18 protein-coding genes are annotated in these 21949 nt (G+C 36.9%); 7 read left to right on the top strand and 11 right to left on the bottom strand.

Annotation, left to right across the window (positions count from 1 at the left end):
- Positions 1-121: 121 nt before the first annotated feature.
- Together ABVM52_RS00510 and purL are read right to left on the bottom strand one after the other, a co-directional pair.
- On the bottom strand, positions 122-1891 hold the full coding sequence (locus ABVM52_RS00510; protein ID WP_405382634.1) for an AMP-dependent synthetase/ligase: 1770 nt from the start codon (positions 1889-1891) through the stop codon (positions 122-124).
- Between the two features lie 365 nt (positions 1892-2256).
- A complete protein-coding gene (gene purL, locus ABVM52_RS00505) occupies positions 2257-5976 on the bottom strand; it encodes a phosphoribosylformylglycinamidine synthase (RefSeq protein ID WP_405382632.1) in 3720 nt (1239 codons plus the stop codon).
- Positions 5977-6239: 263 nt separating this feature from the next.
- On the opposite strand from purL, the gene ABVM52_RS00500 reads away from it, so the two are divergent.
- Positions 6240-6605: a winged helix-turn-helix transcriptional regulator gene (locus ABVM52_RS00500; protein ID WP_405382630.1), complete on the top strand. Its 366-nt coding sequence runs from the start codon at positions 6240-6242 to the stop codon at positions 6603-6605.
- A gap of 158 nt (positions 6606-6763) precedes the next feature.
- On the top strand, positions 6764-8356 hold the full coding sequence (locus ABVM52_RS00495; RefSeq protein ID WP_405382628.1) for an amidohydrolase: 1593 nt from the start codon (positions 6764-6766) through the stop codon (positions 8354-8356).
- A gap of 77 nt (positions 8357-8433) precedes the next feature.
- On the opposite strand, the gene ABVM52_RS00490 is transcribed toward ABVM52_RS00495, so the two are convergent.
- Positions 8434-9648: an RsmB/NOP family class I SAM-dependent RNA methyltransferase gene (locus tag ABVM52_RS00490; RefSeq protein WP_116769353.1), complete on the bottom strand. Its 1215-nt coding sequence runs from the start codon at positions 9646-9648 to the stop codon at positions 8434-8436.
- A gap of 155 nt (positions 9649-9803) precedes the next feature.
- Here ABVM52_RS00490 and ABVM52_RS00485 point away from each other — a divergent pair, with 155 nt between their 5' ends.
- Positions 9804-10826 carry an oxidoreductase gene (locus tag ABVM52_RS00485; RefSeq protein WP_405382626.1) on the top strand — a complete coding sequence of 341 codons (1023 nt, stop codon included), beginning with the start codon at positions 9804-9806 and terminating at the stop codon, positions 10824-10826.
- On the opposite strand, the gene ABVM52_RS00480 is transcribed toward ABVM52_RS00485, so the two are convergent.
- From ABVM52_RS00480 to ABVM52_RS00450, 7 genes are all read right to left on the bottom strand, one after another.
- Positions 10827-11264, bottom strand: a complete 438-nt coding sequence (locus tag ABVM52_RS00480) for a hypothetical protein (RefSeq protein WP_405382624.1) — start codon at positions 11262-11264, stop codon at positions 10827-10829. It lies immediately after the preceding gene.
- Positions 11257-11763, bottom strand: coding sequence for a hypothetical protein (locus tag ABVM52_RS00475; RefSeq protein ID WP_405382622.1), 507 nt, complete (start codon positions 11761-11763; stop codon positions 11257-11259). The genes ABVM52_RS00480 and ABVM52_RS00475 overlap by 8 nt, the downstream gene beginning before the upstream one ends.
- A 33-nt stretch (positions 11764-11796) precedes the next feature.
- Positions 11797-12360 carry an RNA polymerase sigma factor gene (locus ABVM52_RS00470; RefSeq protein WP_405382620.1) on the bottom strand — a complete coding sequence of 188 codons (564 nt, stop codon included), beginning with the start codon at positions 12358-12360 and terminating at the stop codon, positions 11797-11799.
- Positions 12361-12440: 80 nt separating this feature from the next.
- Complete coding sequence (locus ABVM52_RS00465) at positions 12441-14270, bottom strand: ABC transporter ATP-binding protein (protein WP_405382618.1); 1830 nt, start codon at positions 14268-14270, stop codon at positions 12441-12443.
- Positions 14270-15979, bottom strand: a complete 1710-nt coding sequence (locus tag ABVM52_RS00460) for a phospho-sugar mutase (protein ID WP_405382616.1) — start codon at positions 15977-15979, stop codon at positions 14270-14272. The genes ABVM52_RS00465 and ABVM52_RS00460 overlap by 1 nt, the downstream gene beginning before the upstream one ends.
- A 38-nt stretch (positions 15980-16017) precedes the next feature.
- Entirely contained in the window at positions 16018-16980 is a 963-nt protein-coding gene (locus tag ABVM52_RS00455; protein WP_405382614.1) for a glycosyltransferase family 2 protein, read from the bottom strand.
- A gap of 47 nt (positions 16981-17027) precedes the next feature.
- Positions 17028-17549, bottom strand: coding sequence for a DUF4199 domain-containing protein (locus tag ABVM52_RS00450; protein WP_405382612.1), 522 nt, complete (start codon positions 17547-17549; stop codon positions 17028-17030).
- A 181-nt stretch (positions 17550-17730) separates the two neighbouring features.
- Here ABVM52_RS00450 and ABVM52_RS00445 point away from each other — a divergent pair, with 181 nt between their 5' ends.
- From ABVM52_RS00445 to mtaB, 3 genes are all read left to right on the top strand, one after another.
- Positions 17731-18000, top strand: a complete 270-nt coding sequence (locus tag ABVM52_RS00445; RefSeq protein WP_405382610.1) for a type B 50S ribosomal protein L31 — start codon at positions 17731-17733, stop codon at positions 17998-18000.
- Positions 18001-18160: 160 nt separating this feature from the next.
- Positions 18161-19336 carry a GlmU family protein gene (locus tag ABVM52_RS00440; protein ID WP_405382608.1) on the top strand — a complete coding sequence of 392 codons (1176 nt, stop codon included), beginning with the start codon at positions 18161-18163 and terminating at the stop codon, positions 19334-19336.
- A gap of 80 nt (positions 19337-19416) precedes the next feature.
- The gene (gene mtaB / locus ABVM52_RS00435; RefSeq protein WP_405382606.1) at positions 19417-20745 is read left to right on the top strand and encodes a tRNA (N(6)-L-threonylcarbamoyladenosine(37)-C(2))-methylthiotransferase MtaB; all 1329 of its coding nucleotides are present in this window, start codon (positions 19417-19419) and stop codon (positions 20743-20745) included.
- A 37-nt stretch (positions 20746-20782) separates the two neighbouring features.
- Here mtaB and ABVM52_RS00430 read toward each other — a convergent pair whose 3' ends face one another.
- Entirely contained in the window at positions 20783-21079 is a 297-nt protein-coding gene (locus ABVM52_RS00430) for a GNAT family N-acetyltransferase (protein ID WP_405382604.1), read from the bottom strand.
- Positions 21080-21255: 176 nt separating this feature from the next.
- Here ABVM52_RS00430 and ABVM52_RS00425 point away from each other — a divergent pair, with 176 nt between their 5' ends.
- On the top strand, positions 21256-21918 hold the full coding sequence (locus ABVM52_RS00425) for an alpha/beta hydrolase (protein ID WP_405382602.1): 663 nt from the start codon (positions 21256-21258) through the stop codon (positions 21916-21918).
- Positions 21919-21949: the final 31 nt, after the last annotated feature.

Raw genomic sequence — 21949 nt, 5'->3', positions numbered from 1 at the left:
ATATACCTATGTTTTATAAGTAAAATATACGACCAAAGTGGTTGGCAAATTCATTGTTTTTATGTCAAAACGTTACTTTGCAAACAGTACTTGTAATCTATAGGTGTAATTTTAAAAGAATTTAGTGCCCATAAATATCATTGTAAAGGTCAATATATTTTTCCTTAATGATTTTTCTTCTCAACTTCATGGTAGGGGTAAGGTGCCCGCCTTCTATGCTCCAAATATCCGGAGTAAGTCTAAATTGTTTGATTTTTTCCCATTTCGCAAAATTTTCATTTGCTTTGGTAACCTCTTCATCCAATCGTTCTATTACTTTTTCATTGAGTACGATATCTGAATTTTCACCTACAGTAATGTTGTTTTTCTTGGCCCATTCATAGATGTAGTCAAAATTGGGTTGTATTAATGCTGCCGGCATTTTTTCGCCTTCGCCAATGACCATGATCTGCTCAATAAACCTGGACTGTTTACATCTGTTCTCCAATAATTGGGGGGCTACATATTTTCCGCCAGAAGTTTTGAACATTTCTTTTTTGCGATCAGTAATCCTTAAAAAACCCTCGTGGTCTATTTCGCCAATATCCCCCGTATGAAAATAGCCATCCTTAATAACCTCTGCAGTTTTTTCGGGGTCTTTATAATAGCCTAACATGACATTGGGACCTTTGCAAAGAATTTCTCCGTCTTCCGCTATTTTCACTTCTACATCAGAAATTACCTTACCAACGGAGCCAATTTTCCAACCATTGTTCCTTTGGTCGTTTACGGATATAACAGGTGAAGTTTCGGTAAGACCATAGCCTTCCATCACAGGAATGCCCGCTGCTGCAAATATTCTACTTAAGCGGGGTTGTAATGCTGCGCTACCAGAAACCATGATACCAAGGTTACCGCCTAGTCCTTCTTGCCATTTGCTGAAAATCAATTTGCGGGCAATTGATAGTTTTAATTCATACCACCAACCATTGGCACCGTAGGGTTTATATTTTAGACCTACATCTACGGCCCAAAAGAACAAACTCTTTTTGATACCGGTTAAACTAGACCCTTTGGCTATAATAGATTCATAGACCTTTTCTAACAACCTGGGTACAACGGTCATTAAATTTGGCTTCACTTCTTTTAAATTGTCACTTATTTTGTCCAGTCCCTCCGCAAAATAAACTTCTATACCACAATACTGGTATAGATAAAGAATCATTCGTTCAAATATATGGCATATAGGCAAAAAGCTTAAAGCGGTGTCATTAATACTGGAAGGAACACGTTCCTTACTTGCTACCACATTAGATACAAGGTTATTATGAGACATCATGACGCCCTTTGGTCTACCGGTTGTCCCAGAAGTATAGATTAGGGTGGCTAAGTCAGATGGCTGAACATTGGACTTTAACGTTTCTACTTCCTCTTGATTGCCCGTATCCGCGCCTTTGTCCAACACTTCTTGCCAATTAGGACAACTTTCAATTTCATTAAATGAGTATACGCCCTTAAGCGACTTTACATTGTCCTTAATTTTATTGACCTTGTCCAATACTTCGGTACATGAAACAAAACAATATTGGGCTTCAGAATGATTTAATACATATTCATAATCTTCCTCTGAAATGGTTGGATAAATGGGTACATTCTGTGCGCCGATCTGTAATATTCCAATATCTAAAATATTCCATTCCGTTCTATTGGTCAACGAGATTACGGCAATTTTATCATTTGGCTTAACTCCCAAGCGAAGCAAGCCTCTGCTAATCGCGTTTGCTTTATCAATATACTCTTGGGTAGAGGTGGCAACCCATTTACCATTTTTTTTGGTTACCAGAGCTTTTTCAAGATTGAAATGCTCAAGTTGGTAATAAGGGATATCGAATAGACGAGTTATTTGTTGCATATGCAGATTATAAACTTTTTTGCAAAATAATGAAAGAACTCGGTATTTTAAAATTGTATTGACAAATAAAATAGCATATGATTGTAAATTTCCTAATTGACTATATTGGCTTTGCTCTTTACTCTTTATAGTTGATTGATTGCAATAATTTGCAAATGAACATATTAGGCTAATTGCTAAAAAGGAAGATGAAAAATTTTATGGAATATTGGGCCTTTTTTTATTTACTTCTAATTTAAAGCATACTTGGTAAAAAAGAAGGTGTAATGAAACCACTGGCAAACTTTAATTAGTTAAAAAAAAGAAAAAGCTGTGTATCCAATATTTTGGAAGTACACAGCTTTTTAGGTTATAAAAGGTTGTAATTATTTCTGATTAAGTAACCATTCTTTGGCATTAATAAAAGCCGTGATCCATGGTGAAACTTCATCATTTCTATCTGCTGGATAATGCGCCCAGTTCCATGGAAAAATAGAACGCTCTATATGTGGCATGGTAACAAGGTGACGCCCTGTTTTATCACAAAGCATTGCGGTGTTAAAGTCACTGCCATTAGGGTTTGCCGGATAGCCTTCGTAACCATATTTAGCAACAATATCATAGTTCTCCTCTGATTGTGGTAAAGAGAATTTGCCTTCTCCATGAGAGATCCAAACGCCCAGTTTGCTTCCTTCTAATGAGGATAGCATAACCGAGTTGTTCTTTTGTATTTCCACCGAAGTAAAGTTGCTCTCATGTTTATGAGAATCGTTGTACGTCATTTTACCGTGCGTTTCATGCTCTGGATTAATTAAATCCAACTCCATGAACAATTGGCATCCGTTGCAAATGCCAACCGATAATGTATCTGGTCTAGCAAAGAAGTTTTTAATAACCGTATTGGCCTTTTCGTTGTACTTAATGGCTCCTGCCCATCCTTTTGCACTACCTAGCACATCGGAATTGGAGAAACCACCAACGGCACCTAGAAACTGAATATCCTCTAAATTCTCACGACCCGAGATAAGGTCCGTCATGTGAACATCCTTAACATCAAATCCTGCCAAGTACATCGCATTTGCCATTTCGCGCTCAGAGTTACTCCCTTTTTCACGAAGAATAGCAGCTTTAGGTCTAGTTGCTGATTCATTAAGAGCTCTGCCTGGTAGCTTCAATGTAGTGGCAGTTGGAAAATTATATACTAATGGTTGAACTTTATAATTGTCAAATCTATCTTTTGCCAAACCATTTGCGGTTTGTTGATTATCCAATAGGTAAGATGTCTTAAACCAAGTATCGCGAAGGGTCTCAATGTTCAAGCCCATTTCCATACCATTATTTTTTATGGTAAGAACAGCTTGGTTTGTAGCGGTTCCTAATTTAATGGCATCTATCTTATTCGATTCAAAAACATTTTCAATGCTATCATCTTTTGCCTGTAAAACAATACCGGCGTTTTCAGAGAACAGTACTTTAATGGTGTCAGATTCACCTAGCGCTGTAAGATCAAGATTTGCACCTAAATCTATATCGGCAAAACAAAGCTCAAGTAACGTAGTGATCAGTCCGCCAGATGCAACATCATGCCCTGCAACAATTTTATCATCTTTAATTAAAGATTGAATGGTATTAAAAACAGTTTTAAAGTAAGCGGAATCTGTAATCGTTGGTGTTTCGCTACCTATACTGTTTCTGGTTTGTGAGAACGAAGAACCGCCTAATTTAAAAGCATCTTTAGAAAGGTTGATGTAGTAAATAGATCCGGCATCTTTTTGTAATACAGGTTCAATTACCTTATTGATATCGCTACAATTTCCGGCAGCGGAAATGACCACCGTACCTGGAGAGATTACATCGCCATCCTTATATTTTTGTTTCATGGAAAGTGAGTCCTTTCCCGTAGGTACATTGATACCTAATTCAATGGCAAAGTCAGAAACAGCTTGAACTGCTTTGTATAAACGGGCATCTTCACCTTCATTTTTACAAGGCCACATCCAGTTTGCAGATAATGAAACAGAAGCCAACCCGTCTTTTAACGGTGCCCAAATAAGATTGGTCAAAGATTCTGCAATACTATTTTTACTGCCGGCAGATGGGTCTATTAAGGCAGAAATAGGAGAGTGCCCAATGCTTGTGGCAATACCTTCCTTACCTTTAAAATCCAACGCCATTACACCACAATTGTTTAGTGGTAATTGTAATGGGCCAGCACATTGTTGTTTAGCAACGCGACCACCAACACAACGGTCGACCTTGTTCGTTAACCAGTCTTTACTAGCGACAGCTTCAAGCTGGAGTACGGCGTCTAAATAATCATGAAAAAATTCAAGCGAATAGTTGGCGTTTGCATAGTTTCTATCGACCGTATTATCGGTCATTATGGTCTTGGGCGAGCTACCGAACATGTCCGATAATTCAAGATCCATAGGTTTTGCACCATTGGTCTTTGATTCGAAAGTAAAACGGTCATCACCGGTTACATCACCAACTTCGTACATTGGCGATCGCTCTCTATCTGCAATACGTTGAAGTAATTCAATATCCTTTTTTCCAATAACCAGTCCCATTCGTTCTTGAGACTCATTACCTATAATTTCTTTGGCGGATAAGGTAGGGTCACCCACAGGTAACTTATCCAAATCTATATTTCCGCCAGTTTCCTCAACAAGTTCTGACAAGCAATTAAGGTGTCCGCCAGCTCCGTGATCGTGAATGGAGACAATGTTGTTTTCCTCACTTTCTACCATACCGCGAATAGCGTTGGCAGCTCTTTTTTGCATTTCAGGATTTGAACGTTGTACTGCGTTCAATTCTATAGCAGAACTGAATTCTCCGGTATCGGCACTAGAAACCGCAGCACCACCCATACCAATTCTATAATTGTCACCACCTAGAATTACAATTTTATTTCCTGTTTCTGGTTCAGCCTTTATAGCTTGTTCTATTTTGCCGTAACCTATACCGCCCGCTTGCATTATAACTTTATCATAACCTAACTTACGGGGGCTGAGCGTAGCCGAAGTCTTTTCTTCCGATGAATCAAATGGTGATGAATTTTCATCGTACTCGAAAGTCAATACAGATCCTGAAATTAATGGCTGACCAAATTTATTTCCAAAATCGGAAGCGCCATTAGAAGCTTTTATAAGGATATCCATAGGTGTTTGGTACAACCAATCTCTTTCGGTCATTCCTTTCTCCCATGGTCTATCTTTTTCTAATCGGCTATATGCTGTCATATAAACCGCTGTACCTGCTAATGGTAAAGAACCTTTACCACCAGCCAATCTATCTCTGATTTCTCCACCAGCACCCGTTGCTGCACCATTAAAAGGCTCTACGGTGGTAGGGAAATTGTGGGTTTCCGCTTTTAAAGAGATAACGGAATCAAATTCTTTTTCTTGATAGAAATCTGGCTTATCAGCACTTTTAGGAGCAAACTGTACCACTTTTGGTCCTTTAACAAAAGCTACATTGTCCTTATAGGCAGATACAATATCATTTGGGAATTCTTGTGATGTCTTTTTAATTAGTTTGAAAAGGGATGTGGGCATCTCTTTGCCGTCAATAACAAAAGTACCATTGAATATTTTGTGTCTACAATGCTCTGAGTTTACTTGGCTAAAACCAAAAACTTCAGAATCGGTTAACTTTCTACCCAGTTTTTTACTAAGGTTTTCTAGATATTCTACCTCTTCATCGTTAAGCGCTAAACCTTCTTGCTTGTTGAAAGCGCTAATGTCCTCAATATTCAAAATAGGTTTTGGCTCAACGTGAATAGTAAAGATATCTTGATCTAGGACCTTATATTTTTGGGAAATCATTGGGTCAAAGCCCATGAAATTCTCTTCCACGGTATTGAATTCCTCAATACGAATAATACCGGTTATACCCATATTTTGGGTGATTTCGGTAGCATTGGTACTCCAAGGAGTAATCATTGCAGCTCGTGGACCAACAAAAAAGGCGTCAAGAGACGCCGCATTTATTTTTGGTTGGTTGCCAAACAACCATATCAATTTATTTGTATCTTCAGATGAAAGCTCCTTAGCGGTCTGTACCGCAAAAACCTTAATAGTAGGTTCCCCAAAAAAGTGAATCATTTTTCCTGTGTCTGGTATTGATTTTTAAAGTACAAAATTAAGGTTTTACAAGTTAAGATTTACGGGAATTTAAAACACTTTTAAACACTAATTGTTAATGAAATTAATGAGATATTGTTTTATCTTTATCCGTCAAAATCTAAATATTTTTAAAGGATTGCTATTAAGTCTGAATTTTAGATGATTATAGTAAGAGTTGATTTAGTCTGATTTTTAGTTTTATAATTATAATTACAAGTTGGTTAGAATAAATATAAAGTAGCATGGCAAAAGAAGAAGGGAAGATAAAAGCTCTTGAATATTGTATGGATATGATAGGCGGTAAGTGGAAGCCTATGCTAATATTTCATATTTCTAAAGGTACCAACCGCTTTAATAAACTTTTCAATGAGATTGAAGGTATTAATAGGCAAATGCTCAGCAAACAATTAAAGTCGTTGGAAAAGACCGGTATTCTTGATCGTACCCTTTATGGGGAAATGCCTCCTCGTGTAGAATATTCGTTAACGCCTTTGGGAAAATCTCTTTTGCCAGTTTTACAGGCGATGACCAAGTGGGGCGAAAAACAAACCAAGGAGAAAGTTGAGGTTGTAGACCTACCCCAAAATCAGCAATTACCTCTTTTTTAAATTGTTTTGATGCACTTTCTTAAAACGACATTTCAATAGCGGTAAAATTTCTATAATTACAAAAATAGCTTAGAAAGTTTTGAATTAGATAAAAATTCAAGGGTTCCACTCATGTACCAATGAATTTATGTACCTTTTAGTAGCTAATTCAAACTAAAATGAAACAAAAAACTACCTTAATTACATTGTTGTGTTGTCTGTTGACCTTATCAGGAGCATATGCACAAAAGAAACGATCAAATAAACAGATCGAAAAATTAAAATCTGAAGTCTCGGCCCTTGTTGAAGAGAATAAAAAATTATCGCAAGTTATGGTCGATAAGATATTCAGCTTTTCTGAACTTGGATTTCAGGAAATTGAATCCTCTAAATATTTAACGGGTATTCTTTCTGAGAACGGGTTTGAAATAGAACGTTCTATTTCAGGGATACCAACGGCGTGGTTTGCTACTTGGAGTAATGGTGAAGGACCAATAATTGCTTTAGGTAGTGATGTTGATTGTATACCAAAGGCATCCCAATATCCAGGTGTAGCGTATCATAAACCTATAGTGGATGGCGCTCCAGGACATGGAGAGGGTCATAATTCGGGTATTCCTATGAATATTTCATCCGCCTTAGCGGTCAAAAAAATTATGGAGCGTGAAAATATTGGCGGTACACTATTAGTGTGGCCGGGTATAGCTGAAGAATTGGTAGCAGCAAAAGCTTGGTATGTTAGAGATGGACTTTTTGATGATATTGACATGTGTATTTTTACTCATGTGGGTAATAACCTAGGGGTGTCTTACGGTCCTACAAGAGGTACGGGTCTCATATCGGTAGAATATAGTTTTGATGGCGAAGCAGCCCATTCTGCAGGCTCACCTTGGCGAGGAAAAAGTGCTTTGGATGCAGCGGAACTTATGAATATTGCCTGGAATTATAAGAGAGAACATTTACATCCATTAAAACGATCTCATTCCATATTTACCGATTCAGGTGATCAACCCAACGTTGTACCTTCAAAAGCTTCCATTTGGTTTTATTTTAGGGATATCAAATATGAGGGAATTATGGAAATGTATGCCATGGCCAACGATATGGCTAAAGGAGCTGCCCTAATGACGGGGACAACCATGACATCAAAGGTTTTGGGAACGGCATGGCCAAGACATTATAATAAGGTTATAGCGGAAACCATGTACGAAAATATTAAAGAAGTTGGTTTGCCAGAGTGGTCTGATGCGGACCAAAAACTGGCAAAAGCGGTACAGACTGAAGTCAATTCGGAAAAAATAGAAGGTTTGCCAACTAAGTTGTCAGATTTGGGACTTCCTGTATTGGAGCCCATAAGTGGTGGTTCTGATGATATTGGAGATATATCATGGAAAGTACCAACGGTTACGTTGAGGTATCCGTCAAATATACCAGGATTACAAGGTCATCATTGGAGTAACGCTATTGCTATGGCTACACCTATAGCGCATAAAGGTGTGGTGGCAGGAGCTAAGGTAGAGGCTATGACCATTATCGACTTTTTATTAAAGCCAGATTTGTTGGAAGGTGCTTGGGATTATTTCAATAACGAGCAGCAGAAAGAAACGAAATACCAACCTATGATATCGGAAAGTGATATGCCTCCTATCTACTTAAATAAAGACAAGCAAGACCAATTTAGACCGGCCTTGGAAAAATACTATTATGATGAAACTAAATATGATACATATTTAGAGCAATTAGGAGTAGAATATCCAACGCTAAAGAAATAGGTGAGTAGATACTATCCATTTAAAAAGCCTTTCCGTTACTTAGAACGGAAAGGCTTTTTTCATTGTCACTCTGACGATTAAATACTTTTTTCCAACAATGCCATGTAAAAGCCATCATATCCGCTCTTAGATGCGTATATTTTTTTGTCCTTTACCAAACTAAAATCCTTTCCTTCCTCTGATTTTAAGAACGACTGTACTTGATGACTGTTCTCTTGTGGTAAAATAGAACAGGTAGCGTATACCATTTTGCCGCCTGGTTTTACAATTTTACTGTAGTTTCTAATGATTTCGTGCTGTGTCTTTACAATTTTGTCTAGAAACTCCGGTTGCATTTTCCATTTAGAATCTGGGTTTCTTCTTAGTACACCCAATCCTGTACAAGGGGCATCGATAAGCACTCTATCTGCACTGCCGTAAAGTTTCTTATACACTTTTGTAGAATCTATTTCGCGAACTTCAATGTTATGGGCGCCATTACGTCTAGCCCTTCTTTTAAGTTCTTTCAATTTACTTCCATAGATATCCATAGAAATTAATTGTCCCTTGTTTTCCATTAATGCCGCTAAATGCAAAGATTTTCCTCCGGCACCTGCACATGTGTCTACAACACGTTGCCCTGGTTCTATATCCAAAAAGTCTGAGACCAACTGTGAAGAGGCATCTTGAACTTCAAACATACCGTTCTTAAAAGCTTGGGTTACAAAAACATTGGCTCTCTCAACTAGCTTTAAAGCAGAAGGATAGCCTTTAATGGGCTCGGCAACTATATTTTCGTCCAACAGAGCTTTGCGTAAGGTTTCCTTGTTTGTTTTTAAGGTATTGGTACGTAAAATTACTTCTGCTGGCTCATTTAATTTGGCAAGCTCCTCTGTCCATAATTTATCTCCTAAAGCTTTTTCTCCAAGCTCGTCTATCCAATCCGGAACCGCTTCCCTAAATTTTCTAATTTGCGAAAGTTCGTCGAATTTTCCTTTAATTCTTCTTTCGGGTGTTGGTTCTATTTGTTTCCAATCCGGTAGTTTAATTCCTTTTAAAACAGCCCAAACCGCCCACATACGAAAGAGATCCGGTCTGCTAAAGGGGGCTTTAACTTCTGCTATCTCAGCATAAAGGCGTTTATAGCGCACCATTTCATACGTAGTTTCCGCAATAAAACCACGATCTCGCGAACCCCAGCGTTTATCAAATTTTAATACTTTTTGAACTACCTTGTCGGCATACTGGTTTTCGTTAAATATAAGGTTAAGGGCGTCTATTACGGCAAACACCAAATTTCTGTGTAATTTCATTAGAAGTGTTATTGTTACAATGTCAGAAGATTTGAAGCCGTTATTAATTTCAATTTAATTGATATAGGCTTTTGTCCTCTAAAAAATTATGGCTGCAAAGGTATTGTTTTAGAAGCGATTCCATTTATTTTTGATAAACTTTATACCTTGTTTACATGCGTTACATCATTCTTCTGGTAATTTTAATGGTCTCTTGTTCAGAAAGTGTACAGCGTGTGCCCTTTAGTTCGGTTAATATAGAGACGGTCTATTCAGATTCTATAAGTATTAGGGCCATTGAAATAATGGGGAACAGCTTGGCATTTGCAGCTAACAAGGGTACGTTTGGTACTGTTGATTTCACAACGGGTAAAATAAGAACGAACGTTCAAAAATATCATACCAGTATTCCCGCCTTTAGGGCTATAAGCCATACTTCATCAGATTTTTTTATGCTGTCGATAGAATCGCCTGCATTGTTGTATAAAACGGGAGAAAACGGAAGAATGGAATTGGTCTACAAAGAGGAGGGGGAAGGTGTTTTTTATGATTCCATGACTTTTTTGAACGATATGGACGGAATTGCATTGGGCGATACGGTTGATGGATGTTTGAGTGTTATAATAACATCGGATGGCGGAAAATCATGGTCAAAATTGCCTTGTTCGCAATTACCGGAAGGAATAGAGGGCGAGGGAGCTTTTGCAGCAAGCAATACCAATATTAAGACTATTGGCAACAATATATGGATGGCAACCACGGCTGGGCGAATTTTACTTTCTTCGGATAAGGGAAGGACGTGGGAAACTTACCGGACGCCCATTGTAAACAGAGAACCGACCGAAGGAATCTATTCAATTGATTTTTATGATGAAAATTTAGGGGTTGCTTTTGGTGGTGATTATACGAGACCAGAAATTGCAACGGCAAATAAGGCAATAACAACCGATGGTGGAAAAACCTGGAAATTATTGGCAAATGGTAAGCAGCCAGGGTATAAAAGTTGTGTGCAATTTGTACCAAACAAAAATGGTAAAGAATTGATTGCTGTGGGATTTACGGGTATATCATATTCCTATGATATGGGCGAAAGTTGGAAAGACCTATCTAATGAATCTTTTTATACGATTCGGTTTCAAAACGATACCGTTGCCTATGCGGCAGGGAAAAACCGAATTGCTAAACTCGTGTTCAAATAGTTATCTACCGCCTTTGTTTTGACGATATTGTTTAATCAAATCTCTTTTAAAATCTTCTTCAGCCTTAAGAAGTAGTAATGCTTTTTTTGCCGAAGTAACTTTGCTAACCTCTAATAATAAAGCTTTATCCAATTCTTCCTCATCTTCTTCAATGGATATTTTTAAGGACAACATCTTTTTAGCCTCTTTTTCGGTAAGCGCATCGCTATTCTTAAGCTTATCTTTTATTTGAGTATGGTCTTTACGGCTTAAAGCATGTCTTTTTTCCTCATACTCATTATATATGGGCCAAAATTCTTGTGCTTCTTTACTGTCCAGCGCTAATTTTTCTGTTATGTAGGCTACTTTTAAAGATTTTATTTTTTCCCAGTCCCTTTTATGCTGACCAAAAGAGAATGCGGTAAAAAGCATGCATAGTACTATGATATATTTATTCATTTTCTTGTAGATTAAGTTCTTCAAAATCATTTAAACCTTCGCTTAAATAGTCCAATATGTTTTCATCGTCTATAGGTAGGCTCATCATATTGGAATAATCTGTGTCCGTAAAGGGCAGTACCTCTGCAATTTCATAGGATGACAGGTCAAACTCCGTATTTTCAAAATAGGCCTCAATATCTGTATTGGCCAAATCGCTAAAATTGACGTCTTGGTCATTGTTCCATTGATAACCGAAAAAAATAAGGGCAATGGCAGCTACAGAAGCAGCAATGGTCATTATTCTCTTTACAGGAAAGAGAGGAATAACTTTGGATTCTTCTGATAATTTTTTATTGATTCTATCATTGAAGTCTTCAAAATAATTATCGGGAACCGTAAAAGCATTATCCTTAGGTATGGCTACATTATCATCGGATAATTTGGCCATAAGCTTGTCCTGAAAACTATCAAAATAGCCCTCTGGAGTTTTAAACGGATTTTTGTTTTTATTGTTCATGATACTTATTTGACTGTCAATTACATAAATAGTTTAATCTTCTTTTAAAAATTGTTCTACTTTTTTTACCGCTAAGTGGTAAGATGCCTTTAATCCACCCACAGATGTATCAAGAATTTCTGATATCTGTTCATATTTTAATTCTTGAAAATACTTCATATTGAAGACCAATTTCTGCTTTTCGGGCAGGGTTGCAATAGCCTGTTGTAACTTTAATTGTATTTCATCACCCTCAAAATAGACATCGCTTTGTAGGTTGGCTACGAGCTTTTCTTGGTAGTCTATGTCATTTAAACCTTGGTTTTTAGCTCGTTGCTTAACAAAACTTAAGGCCTCATTGGTGGCAATTCTGTACATCCATGAAAAGAGCTGGCTTTCACCTTTAAATCCATCAATATTTTTATAGATTTTAATGAATGTATTTTGCAGCACATCATCTGCATCGTCATGGTTTAAAACAATGTTTCTTATCTGCCAATATAACCGTTCCTTGTATGTGCTAACCAACACCTCAAAGGCTTTAGCCTGGGTATTTTGGGTCTTTAATTCCTGTACAAGTGTTTCCTCTGCTATCAACGGTTCTTGAGGTTTGTTCATTATTAGGACTATGAAGTTGAGAAAAGGTTTAATAGTGAAGTAGGTTTTCACTATTAATTTTATATTAAAATAATTTTCTACTACGATGCCAATGATTGCATCTGAACCAATTTTTTATAGGTTCCGTTCAGTGCCAATAGTTGTGTATGTGTTCCTTGCTCCACAATTTCTCCTTTATGAAGTACTACAATAGTATCTGCATTTTGTATGGTAGACAAACGGTGCGCTATTACTATAGAGGTTCTGTTTTTCATCATTTTTTCCAAAGCATCCTGTACCAAACGTTCACTTTCAGTGTCCAGGGCAGAGGTGGCTTCATCTAAAATCATAATTGGAGGATTTTTTAGAACAGCCCTAGAAATGGATAAACGCTGTTTTTGACCACCACTTAATTTATTACCGCTATCACCAATATTAGTATCGTATCCTTTTGGTAATTCCATGATGAAATCATGAGCATTGGCAATTTTTGCAGCTTCTATTATTTCTTCTTCCGTGGCATTTTCTTTTCCTAACCCAATATTGTTTTTAACCGTATCATTGAAGAGGATGGAGTCTTGGGTAACCAACCCCAACAAACCGCGAAGCGATTTTTTACTTAGATTTTTAATGTTATTTCCATCAATGCTAATATCTCCCTCGTTAACATCATAAAAACGCGTTACAAGATTGGCAATGGTACTTTTTCCGCTCCCGGATTGCCCTACCAGCGCTACCGTCTTACCTTTTTCAACGGTTAGGTTAAAGTTTTTTAAGACGTATTCATCTTCATATTTAAATGAAATATTATTGATGCTGACCGCTGTATCAAATGAATTTTGATGAATGGGATTCTCAATTTCGGCAATAGGATTTTCTGTCTCCAAAATTTCCAAAACACGTTCAGCCGCTGCATTTCCTTTTTTAACTCCGTAAGATGCTTTACTAATTGCTTTTGCGGGAGTCAGTATTTGGTATGACAATGCCATGTAAGTAATGAATAATTCCGCTTCAAGCGTTTTTTCTACAAGCACCATTTGTCCGCCATACCAAAGAATAACCCCTATTGCGGCAATACCGAAAAATTCACTCGTAGGTGATGCTAGGTTTTGTCTGTTCAACAAGCTATTTGAAAAATTAAAAAACCGTTTTGTGGAAGCTTGAAATTTCTTCGCAAAGACGGATTCGGAATTAAAAGCTTTTATAACCCGTAAACCACCCAGTGTTTCCTCTAAAATAGATAAGAAATACCCTTGTTCATTTTGAACCTTGTCCGATTTTCGCTTTAATGATTTTCCAATCAATGAAATTAAATAACCCGATAGGGGAAGAAAGAGAAATACAAATAATGTCAATTTAGGACTTATGGCGAGCATGGCTATAATCGTAAAAATGATGGTAAGTGGCTCTCTAACAATTAATTCCAATATAGATAAGAAAGAATGTTGAATTTCTAAAACATCTGAGGTAATACGGGCAATGGTATCGCCTTTTCTTTTTTCCGAATAATAGGAGATGGGTAATTCCACTGTTTTGTCATACAGCTCGTTTCGCAAATCTTTAAGTACGCCATTACGTAAAAAAGTAATGAAATACATAGCTAGGTAATTAAAAAGATTCTTCAATAAGAACATGGTAATGATCAAGCCTACCATGAGCATTAGAACTTCACCAGAGTCACTGTGCTGGCTTTGTTCTGTGATATAGAAGTTCAGGGAATCCGTTACAAAATCCTTTAAGCCGGAAATACCGTTCCACTGTGGTTTGGTGTATATTTTTTCCGTTTGTTTAAAAAGTACGTTCAACATTGGAAATAAGGATATCATTGCCAATGTTGAAAACAGTGCATAAAAGATGTTAGATATAATGTTTAGAATAGCATATACCTTGTAAGGCTTCGCAAAGCGAAGAATCTTTTTGAAATAGTTCATTAAGCTAAATTAAGCTCAGCAAGAATGTTCTTGATCTTTTGATCAAGTTCTGCCGCTACTTTTTTATAATCTTCAGTTTTTTGCAATTTCGTATTGGTGCTGATGTAGAATTTAACCTTAGGTTCTGTGCCACTAGGTCTTGCTGCTATTCTAGTACCATCTTCCGTTTCGTAGATTAATACGTTAGATTTTGGAATATCAATAGTTTTTTCTTCACCGGTCAATACATTTTTAGCGATAGAGGTATTGTAATCCTCAATCCACTTTACCTTAGAACCAGCTACCGATTCTACCGGGTTTTCTTTAAAGTCCTTCAACATCTGCTTAATTTCTTCGGCACCACTAATACCTTTTTTAGTGATGGAAACTAAATGCTCTTTATAGAAACCATAGTCAACATAACATTGAATTAAATCTTTGTAAAAAGAACTGCCATTCGCTTTCGCTTGGCTAGCAATTTCACAAGCCAATAGGGTAGAGGTAACCGCATCTTTATCGCGAACAAAATCACCTACCATATAACCAAAACTCTCTTCGCCACCACCAATAAAATCGGACTCAGGGAAATCTTTTATCATTTTACCGATCCATTTAAATCCGGTCAAAGAAGTTTTAAATTCTACTCCGTATGCTTTCGCCATGGCTTCCATCATAGGGGTGGATACAATAGTGGTAGCAATAAACTCATTGCCTTTAAATCCTTTTTCTTTTCTCTTTTCTAGAAGGAATTTTGTCATTAAAACCATTGCTTGATTTCCGTTGACAATTTCCATTTCACCGTCTAGGTTTCGTACGGCAATGCCTAAACGGTCACTATCAGGGTCTGTACCCACTACCATGTCTGCACCAATTTCTTCAGCCTTTTTAACGGCCATGGATAGTGCTTCTGATTCTTCTGGATTAGGAGATTTGACCGTAGGGAAGTTTCCGTCTGGTTTAGCTTGTTCTTTAATAATAGTTACGTTTTCATACCCACCTTTTTCTAGAACTTCAGGTATGGCAGTAATCGATGTGCCGTGCAGTGAGGTAAAAACAATTTTAAAGTTGTCTTTTCCGGCTGCATTAAAATTACCGGCAGCAACAGATTGTGAAATAAAAGCTTCATCAACTTCCTTATTGATCACTTCAATTAAACTATCGTTGGCAGTGAATTTGATATCTTCAAAACCAAGCGCATTAATTTCGGCAATAATCTCTTCGTCTTGTGGAGGTACTATTTGTCCGCCATCGGTCCAATATACCTTATAACCATTATATTCCGGTGGGTTGTGAGATGCCGTCAACACAATACCTGCATGGCAATTTAAATGTCTTACTGCAAATGAAAGTTCTGGAGTTGTACGCAATTCTGAGAAAAGGAATACCTTAATGCCATTGGCAGAAAACACTTCTGCAACGGTTCTGGCCAGTGTATCACTGTTATGGCGACAATCAAAGGCAATAACTACCTTTATATCTTCACCTGAATAAACTTTATTTAAATAATTACTTAGTCCTTGGGTGCTTTTGCCCAAGGTATATTTATTAATTCTGTTTGTGCCAACACCCATTACACCTCTCATACCACCGGTTCCAAATTCCATATTCTTATAAAAACGGTCGTTCAGTTCCTCTTGGTCATTTGCGATCAGGTGTTCAATTTCTTTTTTAACTGCAGGGTCAAAAAAGTCGGTAAGCCATGTTTTGGCAGTTTCAAGGATATTATCCATATGGTAGTTGTTTATATGCTATTAAGTTAATGAGAATTTTAGTTATCAGAAAGCGACGTGTTAATTTCTTCGGATACAATATATCTATTTTCTTCCTTTTTGGACCTTATCAATATTTCACCTAAAAAACCGGCCAAGAACAGCTGTGTACCAATAATCATGGCTACCAGTGAGATATAGAATTGTGGCCTGTCCGTGATTAACCTTCCATACGGATTGATAAATAATTTATCGATACCCAAATAAATGGCAAATGAAAATCCAATAAAGAACATAAGTACTCCCAGCGCACCGAACAAATGCATTGGGCGTTTTCCAAATTTGGATACAAACCATATGGTCAATAGATCTAAAAATCCATTTATAAACCTTTCCATGCCAAATTTGGTGCTGCCATATTTACGGGCCTGATGTTTTACTACTTTTTCCCCAATTTTAGAGAATCCGGCATTCTTGGCCAAAACAGGAATATATCTGTGCATTTCCCCAGATACCACAATATTTTTGACCACATCTTTTGCGTAGGCTTTTAGACCACAGTTAAAATCGTGCAAGCGAACACCAGAGGTTCTTCTAGCTGCCCAGTTGAACAATTTAGAAGGGGTGTTCTTAAGTATAATTGAATCGTAACGCTTCTTTTTCCATCCAGAGACCAATTCATAACCTTGTTCGGTTATCATGTTGTATAGTTCCGGAATTTCTTCTGGATTGTCTTGCAGGTCGGCATCCATGGTAATGATAACATCACCTTTAACGGCTTTGAATCCGGCATGTAAAGCCTGTGATTTGCCAAAATTTCTTTGAAAATGTATGGCTTTGACAAAAGGGTTCTTCTGGGAAAGTTGTTGAATTACTTTCCAGGAACCATCTGTACTGCCATCGTCCACAAAAAGTATTTCATAAGAAAAATGATTGGATTGCATTACGGATACAATCCAATCATGAAGTTCTATAAGTGACTCTTCTTCGTTAAGTAAAGGAATTACAATAGATAATTGCATGTGCTACTTCTGGTATTGCGTCCAAAAATACTACAATTACTTAGGTATTAATAAGCAGCTTCCTCTTTTTTTAGAATTAGACCTGTAATAAGTCCCACAATTAAACCTATGACAACATTGATGATTAAAATGACGGGATATGAAATCCAAGCAAATCCTTTTTGCATTTCAATTCCTTGGTCAATTTGTTCCTCTGTAAGGTTCGGGTTGTCGTTCATTGCCTTAACCTTCCCAATTTCAAAAACTTTGTCCATATAATCTGGTTCTATAACATTGGATAGGATAAAGAAATAAATAAGCCCGCAGATAGCGGCAATTAACGCAACACCTGCTCCAACTTTTAGTGCCTCTGATATGGATAAAAGTCCGTCACCGGCTTTTTTAAATTGAATAATTGCCAGAACAATACCTGCAGCAAGAATCAAGGTTTGTGTAATTTGTATGGCCGCTCCTTGTTCATAGTGCATATCCATGATATAGAGCATAATACCGAATATTATGCCGATAATTCCAGTAATAAGCCCGTAATTCAAGGCAAACTTGCCAGTTTTTGGTTGATTTTCTTCCATGATATTTAACGATTATAGGTTGATTTAACTATTAGTATAAAGATGATATATTTTGTTACAAATAGGATGAAATTTATTTTTAATTATTTTAGCGTTTTGTAATTGCTTGTTTGGAGTTTTTCACTAAATTTGCACCCTTAAAATGAGTGCCCGTCGGAATGGGTGCAATAAAGTTTTTAAAATGAAAAAAGATATACACCCAGAAAATTATAGGATCGTGGCCTTTAAGGACATGTCTAATGACGAAGTATTTTTAACCAAATCAACAGCTGATACAAAAGAGACTTTAGAGGTCGATGGTGTTGAATATCCTTTGGTTAAATTGGAAATTTCAAGAACATCACATCCGTTTTACACTGGTAAAGCTAAATTTTTGGATACAGCAGGTCGTATCGATAAATTTAAGAACAAGTACAAGAAATTTGCTAAAGAAGAAAAGAAGGAAGAATAGAAATTGGTTTACAATCAATTATTCTTTTTATAAGAATATAGCGCCCTCGAGAATACTCGGGGGCGTTTCTTTTTGCTTTTAACTTGGTTTTGTGATCACTTAACTATAAAGTAAAGCAGCTCTACGGATATTTCTTAATTTTGTTAAAAAATCATCTTGTATGAATTATATACTTTTTGATGGTCCACGTAGAGATCATTTATTGCCATTTACCTTTACACGTCCCGTTTCTGAGATACGGGTAGGTATCATGACCATGCGAGAGCGGTGGTCGGCATATTTAAAGGTTGATGTTAGCTCGCATACTGAAGATTATCTAAGAGCTAAATTTCCAGAGCGTATAGAGGCTGAAAATATCTGTATTGATGCATCTATTTTACCTTCGGATGAATTGTTAAAGGAAATAAGTGCTTTGAAAATAAATCAAGCACTCGTAAGGGATAGCTTGGTGATAGCGTATTATAGCGATGGTGTAAAGAATAATGATGAGCTTACGCTGTTTGATCGTATCGAATTTAAATCTCCTTTAGAGCAAATAAACAATACGTGGGATATTTTTGAAAAGAATGCCAAAATTCTACAGTTAGATTTTGATTTCCTGACCAAGGGTAGAAAAAGTTGTCCAATTTCTAAAACCAATCAAGTAATACATCCAGAACGGGTGTTTCTTGAGGAAGGGGCAAAAGTGGAGTATAGTATATTGAATGCCACGGACGGACCCATTTATTTAGGAAAAAATGCGGAAATATGGGAAGGCAGTCTAATTAGGGGTGGTTTGGCATTATGTGACCATGCTATTATAAAAATGGGCGGTAAGCTCTATGGGGCAACCACCATTGGTCCGTACAGTAAGGTGTGTGGAGAGGTAAGCAATTCGGTTATATTTGGCTATTCCAGTAAAGGCCATGAAGGCTATTTAGGTAATGCGGTATTGGGAGAGTGGTGTAATATAGGGGCAGATTCCAATAACTCCAATCTTAAAAATAATTATGCAAAAGTGCGTTTATGGAACTATGCTACGGAGAGTTTTGAGCAGACAGGTCTTCAGTTTTGCGGACTAATGATGGGTGATCATAGTAAAACTGCTATAAATACAATGTTTAACACAGGTACCGTTATAGGGGTAAACAGTAATATTTACGTTCCAGGTTTTCCTAGAAATTTTGTTCCTAGTTTTAGTTGGGGTGGGGCATCTGGGTTTTCTGCCTATCAACCGGAAAAAGCATTTGATGTGGCCAAGGTAATGATGGCCAGAAGAGGCGTAGAGTTTAATGAAATAGAAGCGGATATTTTACGCCATGTATTCCAAATTACTAAAAAATGGAGAAAATATTGAAGAGGGTAAACACTTCAGTTCAGTATTTTATCGGCTCCCATAAACTTTAAGTATTTTTGCACTCCGTAAGAAATAGCAGCATGAAAAAAAAGGTAGCGTTTTATACACTAGGATGTAAATTGAATTTTTCAGAAACATCTACGATTGCCAGAAATTTTACCGATGAAGGATTTGAACGAGTAGAATTTACGGATAAGGCAGATATGTATGTAATAAATACCTGTTCCGTAACGGACAATGCGGATAAAAAATTCAAAACTATTGTAAAGCAGGCGCAAAAAAGCAACGAAGAAGCTTTTATTGCGGCAGTAGGCTGTTATGCACAATTAAAGCCAGAAGAATTGGCAGATGTAGATGGCGTGGACCTGGTGCTCGGAGCTACGGAAAAATTTAAGATTACAGACTACATTAACGATTTGACAAAGAATGATCACGGTGAAGTTCATTCTTGTGAAATAGCGGATGCTGATTTTTATGTAGGTAGTTATGCCATTGGTGACCGTACCAGGGCCTTTTTAAAAGTTCAGGATGGTTGTGATTATAAATGCACCTATTGCACTATACCATTGGCACGTGGCATTTCTAGGAGTGATACATTGCAAAATGTATTGCAGAATGCTAAAGATATATCTGCACAGGGCATTAAGGAAATTGTTCTGACCGGTGTAAACATAGGGGACTACGGTAAGGGTGAATTTGGTAACAAGAAACATGAACATACTTTTTTAGATTTGGTTCAGGCGCTAGATGAAGTAGCTGGTATCCATAGATTACGTATTTCATCTATTGAGCCTAATCTGTTAAAGAACGAAACCATAGAATTTGTAGCGCAAAGCAATACGTTTGTACCACATTTTCATATTCCCTTGCAGAGTGGAAGCGATGATTTGTTAAAGTTGATGAAGCGTAGGTACATGACCAATCTATATACGGAACGTATAGAAAAGATAAAAAAGACCATGCCAAACTGTTGTATTGGTGTTGATGTCATAGTGGGTTTTCCAGGGGAAACAGAAGAACATTTTCTGGAAACCTATCATTATCTTAATGATTTGGACATCTCATATCTACATGTGTTTACTTATTCTGAAAGGGATAATACACCTGCCGCTAAAATGAACGGTGTTGTTCCTAAAAAAGTTAGAAGTAAAAGAAGTAAAATGCTGCGAGGTCTATCCGCAAAAAAAAGAAGGGCGTTTTATGAAAGTCAATTGGGAAATGAGTTGACCGTTCTTTTTGAAGGGGAGAACAAAGAAGGGTATATTCATGGGTTTACGGAAAACTATGTAAAGGTAAAATCTCCGTGGGATCCTTCGTTGGTAAATACATTGCATCAAGTAAAATTGACGGAAATAGCCAATGACGGCATGGTTAGATTTGAATTTGTAAACCAGGGTGTAGAGGTATAAAAAAAAGCCTTTCCGGAAGAAAGGCTTTTAGAATGTTTTAAATACGAATGCCAATAGGTAGCATTTCTTTGTACTGTAGCCTATTTTTTCTTAAAAAACCGGCAATGTGCGGACTTGTAGGTACTACTCTTAGGTTTTTTTCCTGAATATTGCTAAGAACGGCTTTAATGAAATTCTCCCTAAAACCTTCTTCGGTAATTTCTTCAGGAACAACTAGTTTGGTAAGAAATACTTTGCGTTCTTGAGAAGAGTATTCTATTCTGGCAAGATGACCGTTTACGGTCGTTTCAAATTGGCGCAAAAAAGAATTGTCCTTAATGATAACATCGTTCATATAGCTTATTTTTGTGTTGGTACTAGACAAAAAAATTACGACGTTCTCATATCGTAATTTATTGTTTTTGAAATGCTGTAAGTAATTTTTTCTATATCCTTAAGTGATTTTGACACTCTGTATCAAAAGTAGTTAAAAAATCCCTAATTTCCTATCTTTTACATGGTTTGATGCGTATGAATGATAATATAATACATGTTTATTGTATGCCCGGGATGGCGGCAAGTGCAGCTATTTTTGAGTATATTAAATTACCTGATACGCAATTTAGGTTATACTTTTTAGAATGGGAAATACCAGCGCCAGACTGTACGTTTTCTAACTATGCCAAGAATATGTGTAAAAAAATAACACATGAAAACAGTGTGTTGCTTGGGGTGTCTTTAGGTGGACTTCTAGTTCAAGAAATGTCAAAGTTTATAGAGGTGAGAAAAATAATCATTGTTTCCAGTATAAAATTGACCAAAGAGCTTCCTGGTAAAATGAATTTTGCCCGTTTAACGGGAGTACATAAAATTTTGCCCACAAGTTTGGTGAACAATGTTGAATTTCTTGCCAAATATGCTTTTGGGGATCCTGTTGTCAAAAGACTGGATCTGTACAAGCGTTATTTATCTATTAGGGATAAAACGTATATAGATTGGTGTATTGATAAAATGGTGCACTGGAAACAGGACATAGTGCCAGATAATGTTGTTCATATACATGGGGACAAGGATATGGTATTTCCTATTGCAAAGATTCAAGATTGTATTAAGGTGGTAAACGGTACACATACCATGATCATTCATCGTGCAAAATGGTTTAATGAGAACTTACCAACAATTATTTTGGAATAAGATAGTTCTATATATACCTTTGGTAGAATCC

The organism is Maribacter sp. LLG6340-A2, from assembly GCF_045057105.1.
Classification (GTDB): domain Bacteria; phylum Bacteroidota; class Bacteroidia; order Flavobacteriales; family Flavobacteriaceae; genus Maribacter.
Note: the sequence above shows the minus strand (reverse complement) of the source record. Positions and strands in the feature narration are given on the sequence as shown.

Coding starts and splice junctions, on each gene's coding strand:
- ABVM52_RS00510 (WP_405382634.1), bottom strand. CDS start 1,891: ATGCAACAAATAACTCGTCTATTCGATATCCCTTATTACCAACTTGAG.
- purL (WP_405382632.1), bottom strand. CDS start 5,976: ATGATTCACTTTTTTGGGGAACCTACTATTAAGGTTTTTGCGGTACAG.
- ABVM52_RS00500 (WP_405382630.1), top strand. CDS start 6,240: ATGGCAAAAGAAGAAGGGAAGATAAAAGCTCTTGAATATTGTATGGAT.
- ABVM52_RS00495 (WP_405382628.1), top strand. CDS start 6,764: ATGAAACAAAAAACTACCTTAATTACATTGTTGTGTTGTCTGTTGACC.
- ABVM52_RS00490 (WP_116769353.1), bottom strand. CDS start 9,648: ATGAAATTACACAGAAATTTGGTGTTTGCCGTAATAGACGCCCTTAAC.
- ABVM52_RS00485 (WP_405382626.1), top strand. CDS start 9,804: ATGCGTTACATCATTCTTCTGGTAATTTTAATGGTCTCTTGTTCAGAA.
- ABVM52_RS00480 (WP_405382624.1), bottom strand. CDS start 11,264: ATGAATAAATATATCATAGTACTATGCATGCTTTTTACCGCATTCTCT.
- ABVM52_RS00475 (WP_405382622.1), bottom strand. CDS start 11,763: ATGAACAATAAAAACAAAAATCCGTTTAAAACTCCAGAGGGCTATTTT.
- ABVM52_RS00470 (WP_405382620.1), bottom strand. CDS start 12,360: ATGAACAAACCTCAAGAACCGTTGATAGCAGAGGAAACACTTGTACAG.
- ABVM52_RS00465 (WP_405382618.1), bottom strand. CDS start 14,270: ATGAACTATTTCAAAAAGATTCTTCGCTTTGCGAAGCCTTACAAGGTA.
- ABVM52_RS00460 (WP_405382616.1), bottom strand. CDS start 15,979: ATGGATAATATCCTTGAAACTGCCAAAACATGGCTTACCGACTTTTTT.
- ABVM52_RS00455 (WP_405382614.1), bottom strand. CDS start 16,980: ATGCAATTATCTATTGTAATTCCTTTACTTAACGAAGAAGAGTCACTT.
- ABVM52_RS00450 (WP_405382612.1), bottom strand. CDS start 17,549: ATGGAAGAAAATCAACCAAAAACTGGCAAGTTTGCCTTGAATTACGGG.
- ABVM52_RS00445 (WP_405382610.1), top strand. CDS start 17,731: ATGAAAAAAGATATACACCCAGAAAATTATAGGATCGTGGCCTTTAAG.
- ABVM52_RS00440 (WP_405382608.1), top strand. CDS start 18,161: ATGAATTATATACTTTTTGATGGTCCACGTAGAGATCATTTATTGCCA.
- mtaB (WP_405382606.1), top strand. CDS start 19,417: ATGAAAAAAAAGGTAGCGTTTTATACACTAGGATGTAAATTGAATTTT.
- ABVM52_RS00430 (WP_405382604.1), bottom strand. CDS start 21,079: ATGAACGATGTTATCATTAAGGACAATTCTTTTTTGCGCCAATTTGAA.
- ABVM52_RS00425 (WP_405382602.1), top strand. CDS start 21,256: ATGAATGATAATATAATACATGTTTATTGTATGCCCGGGATGGCGGCA.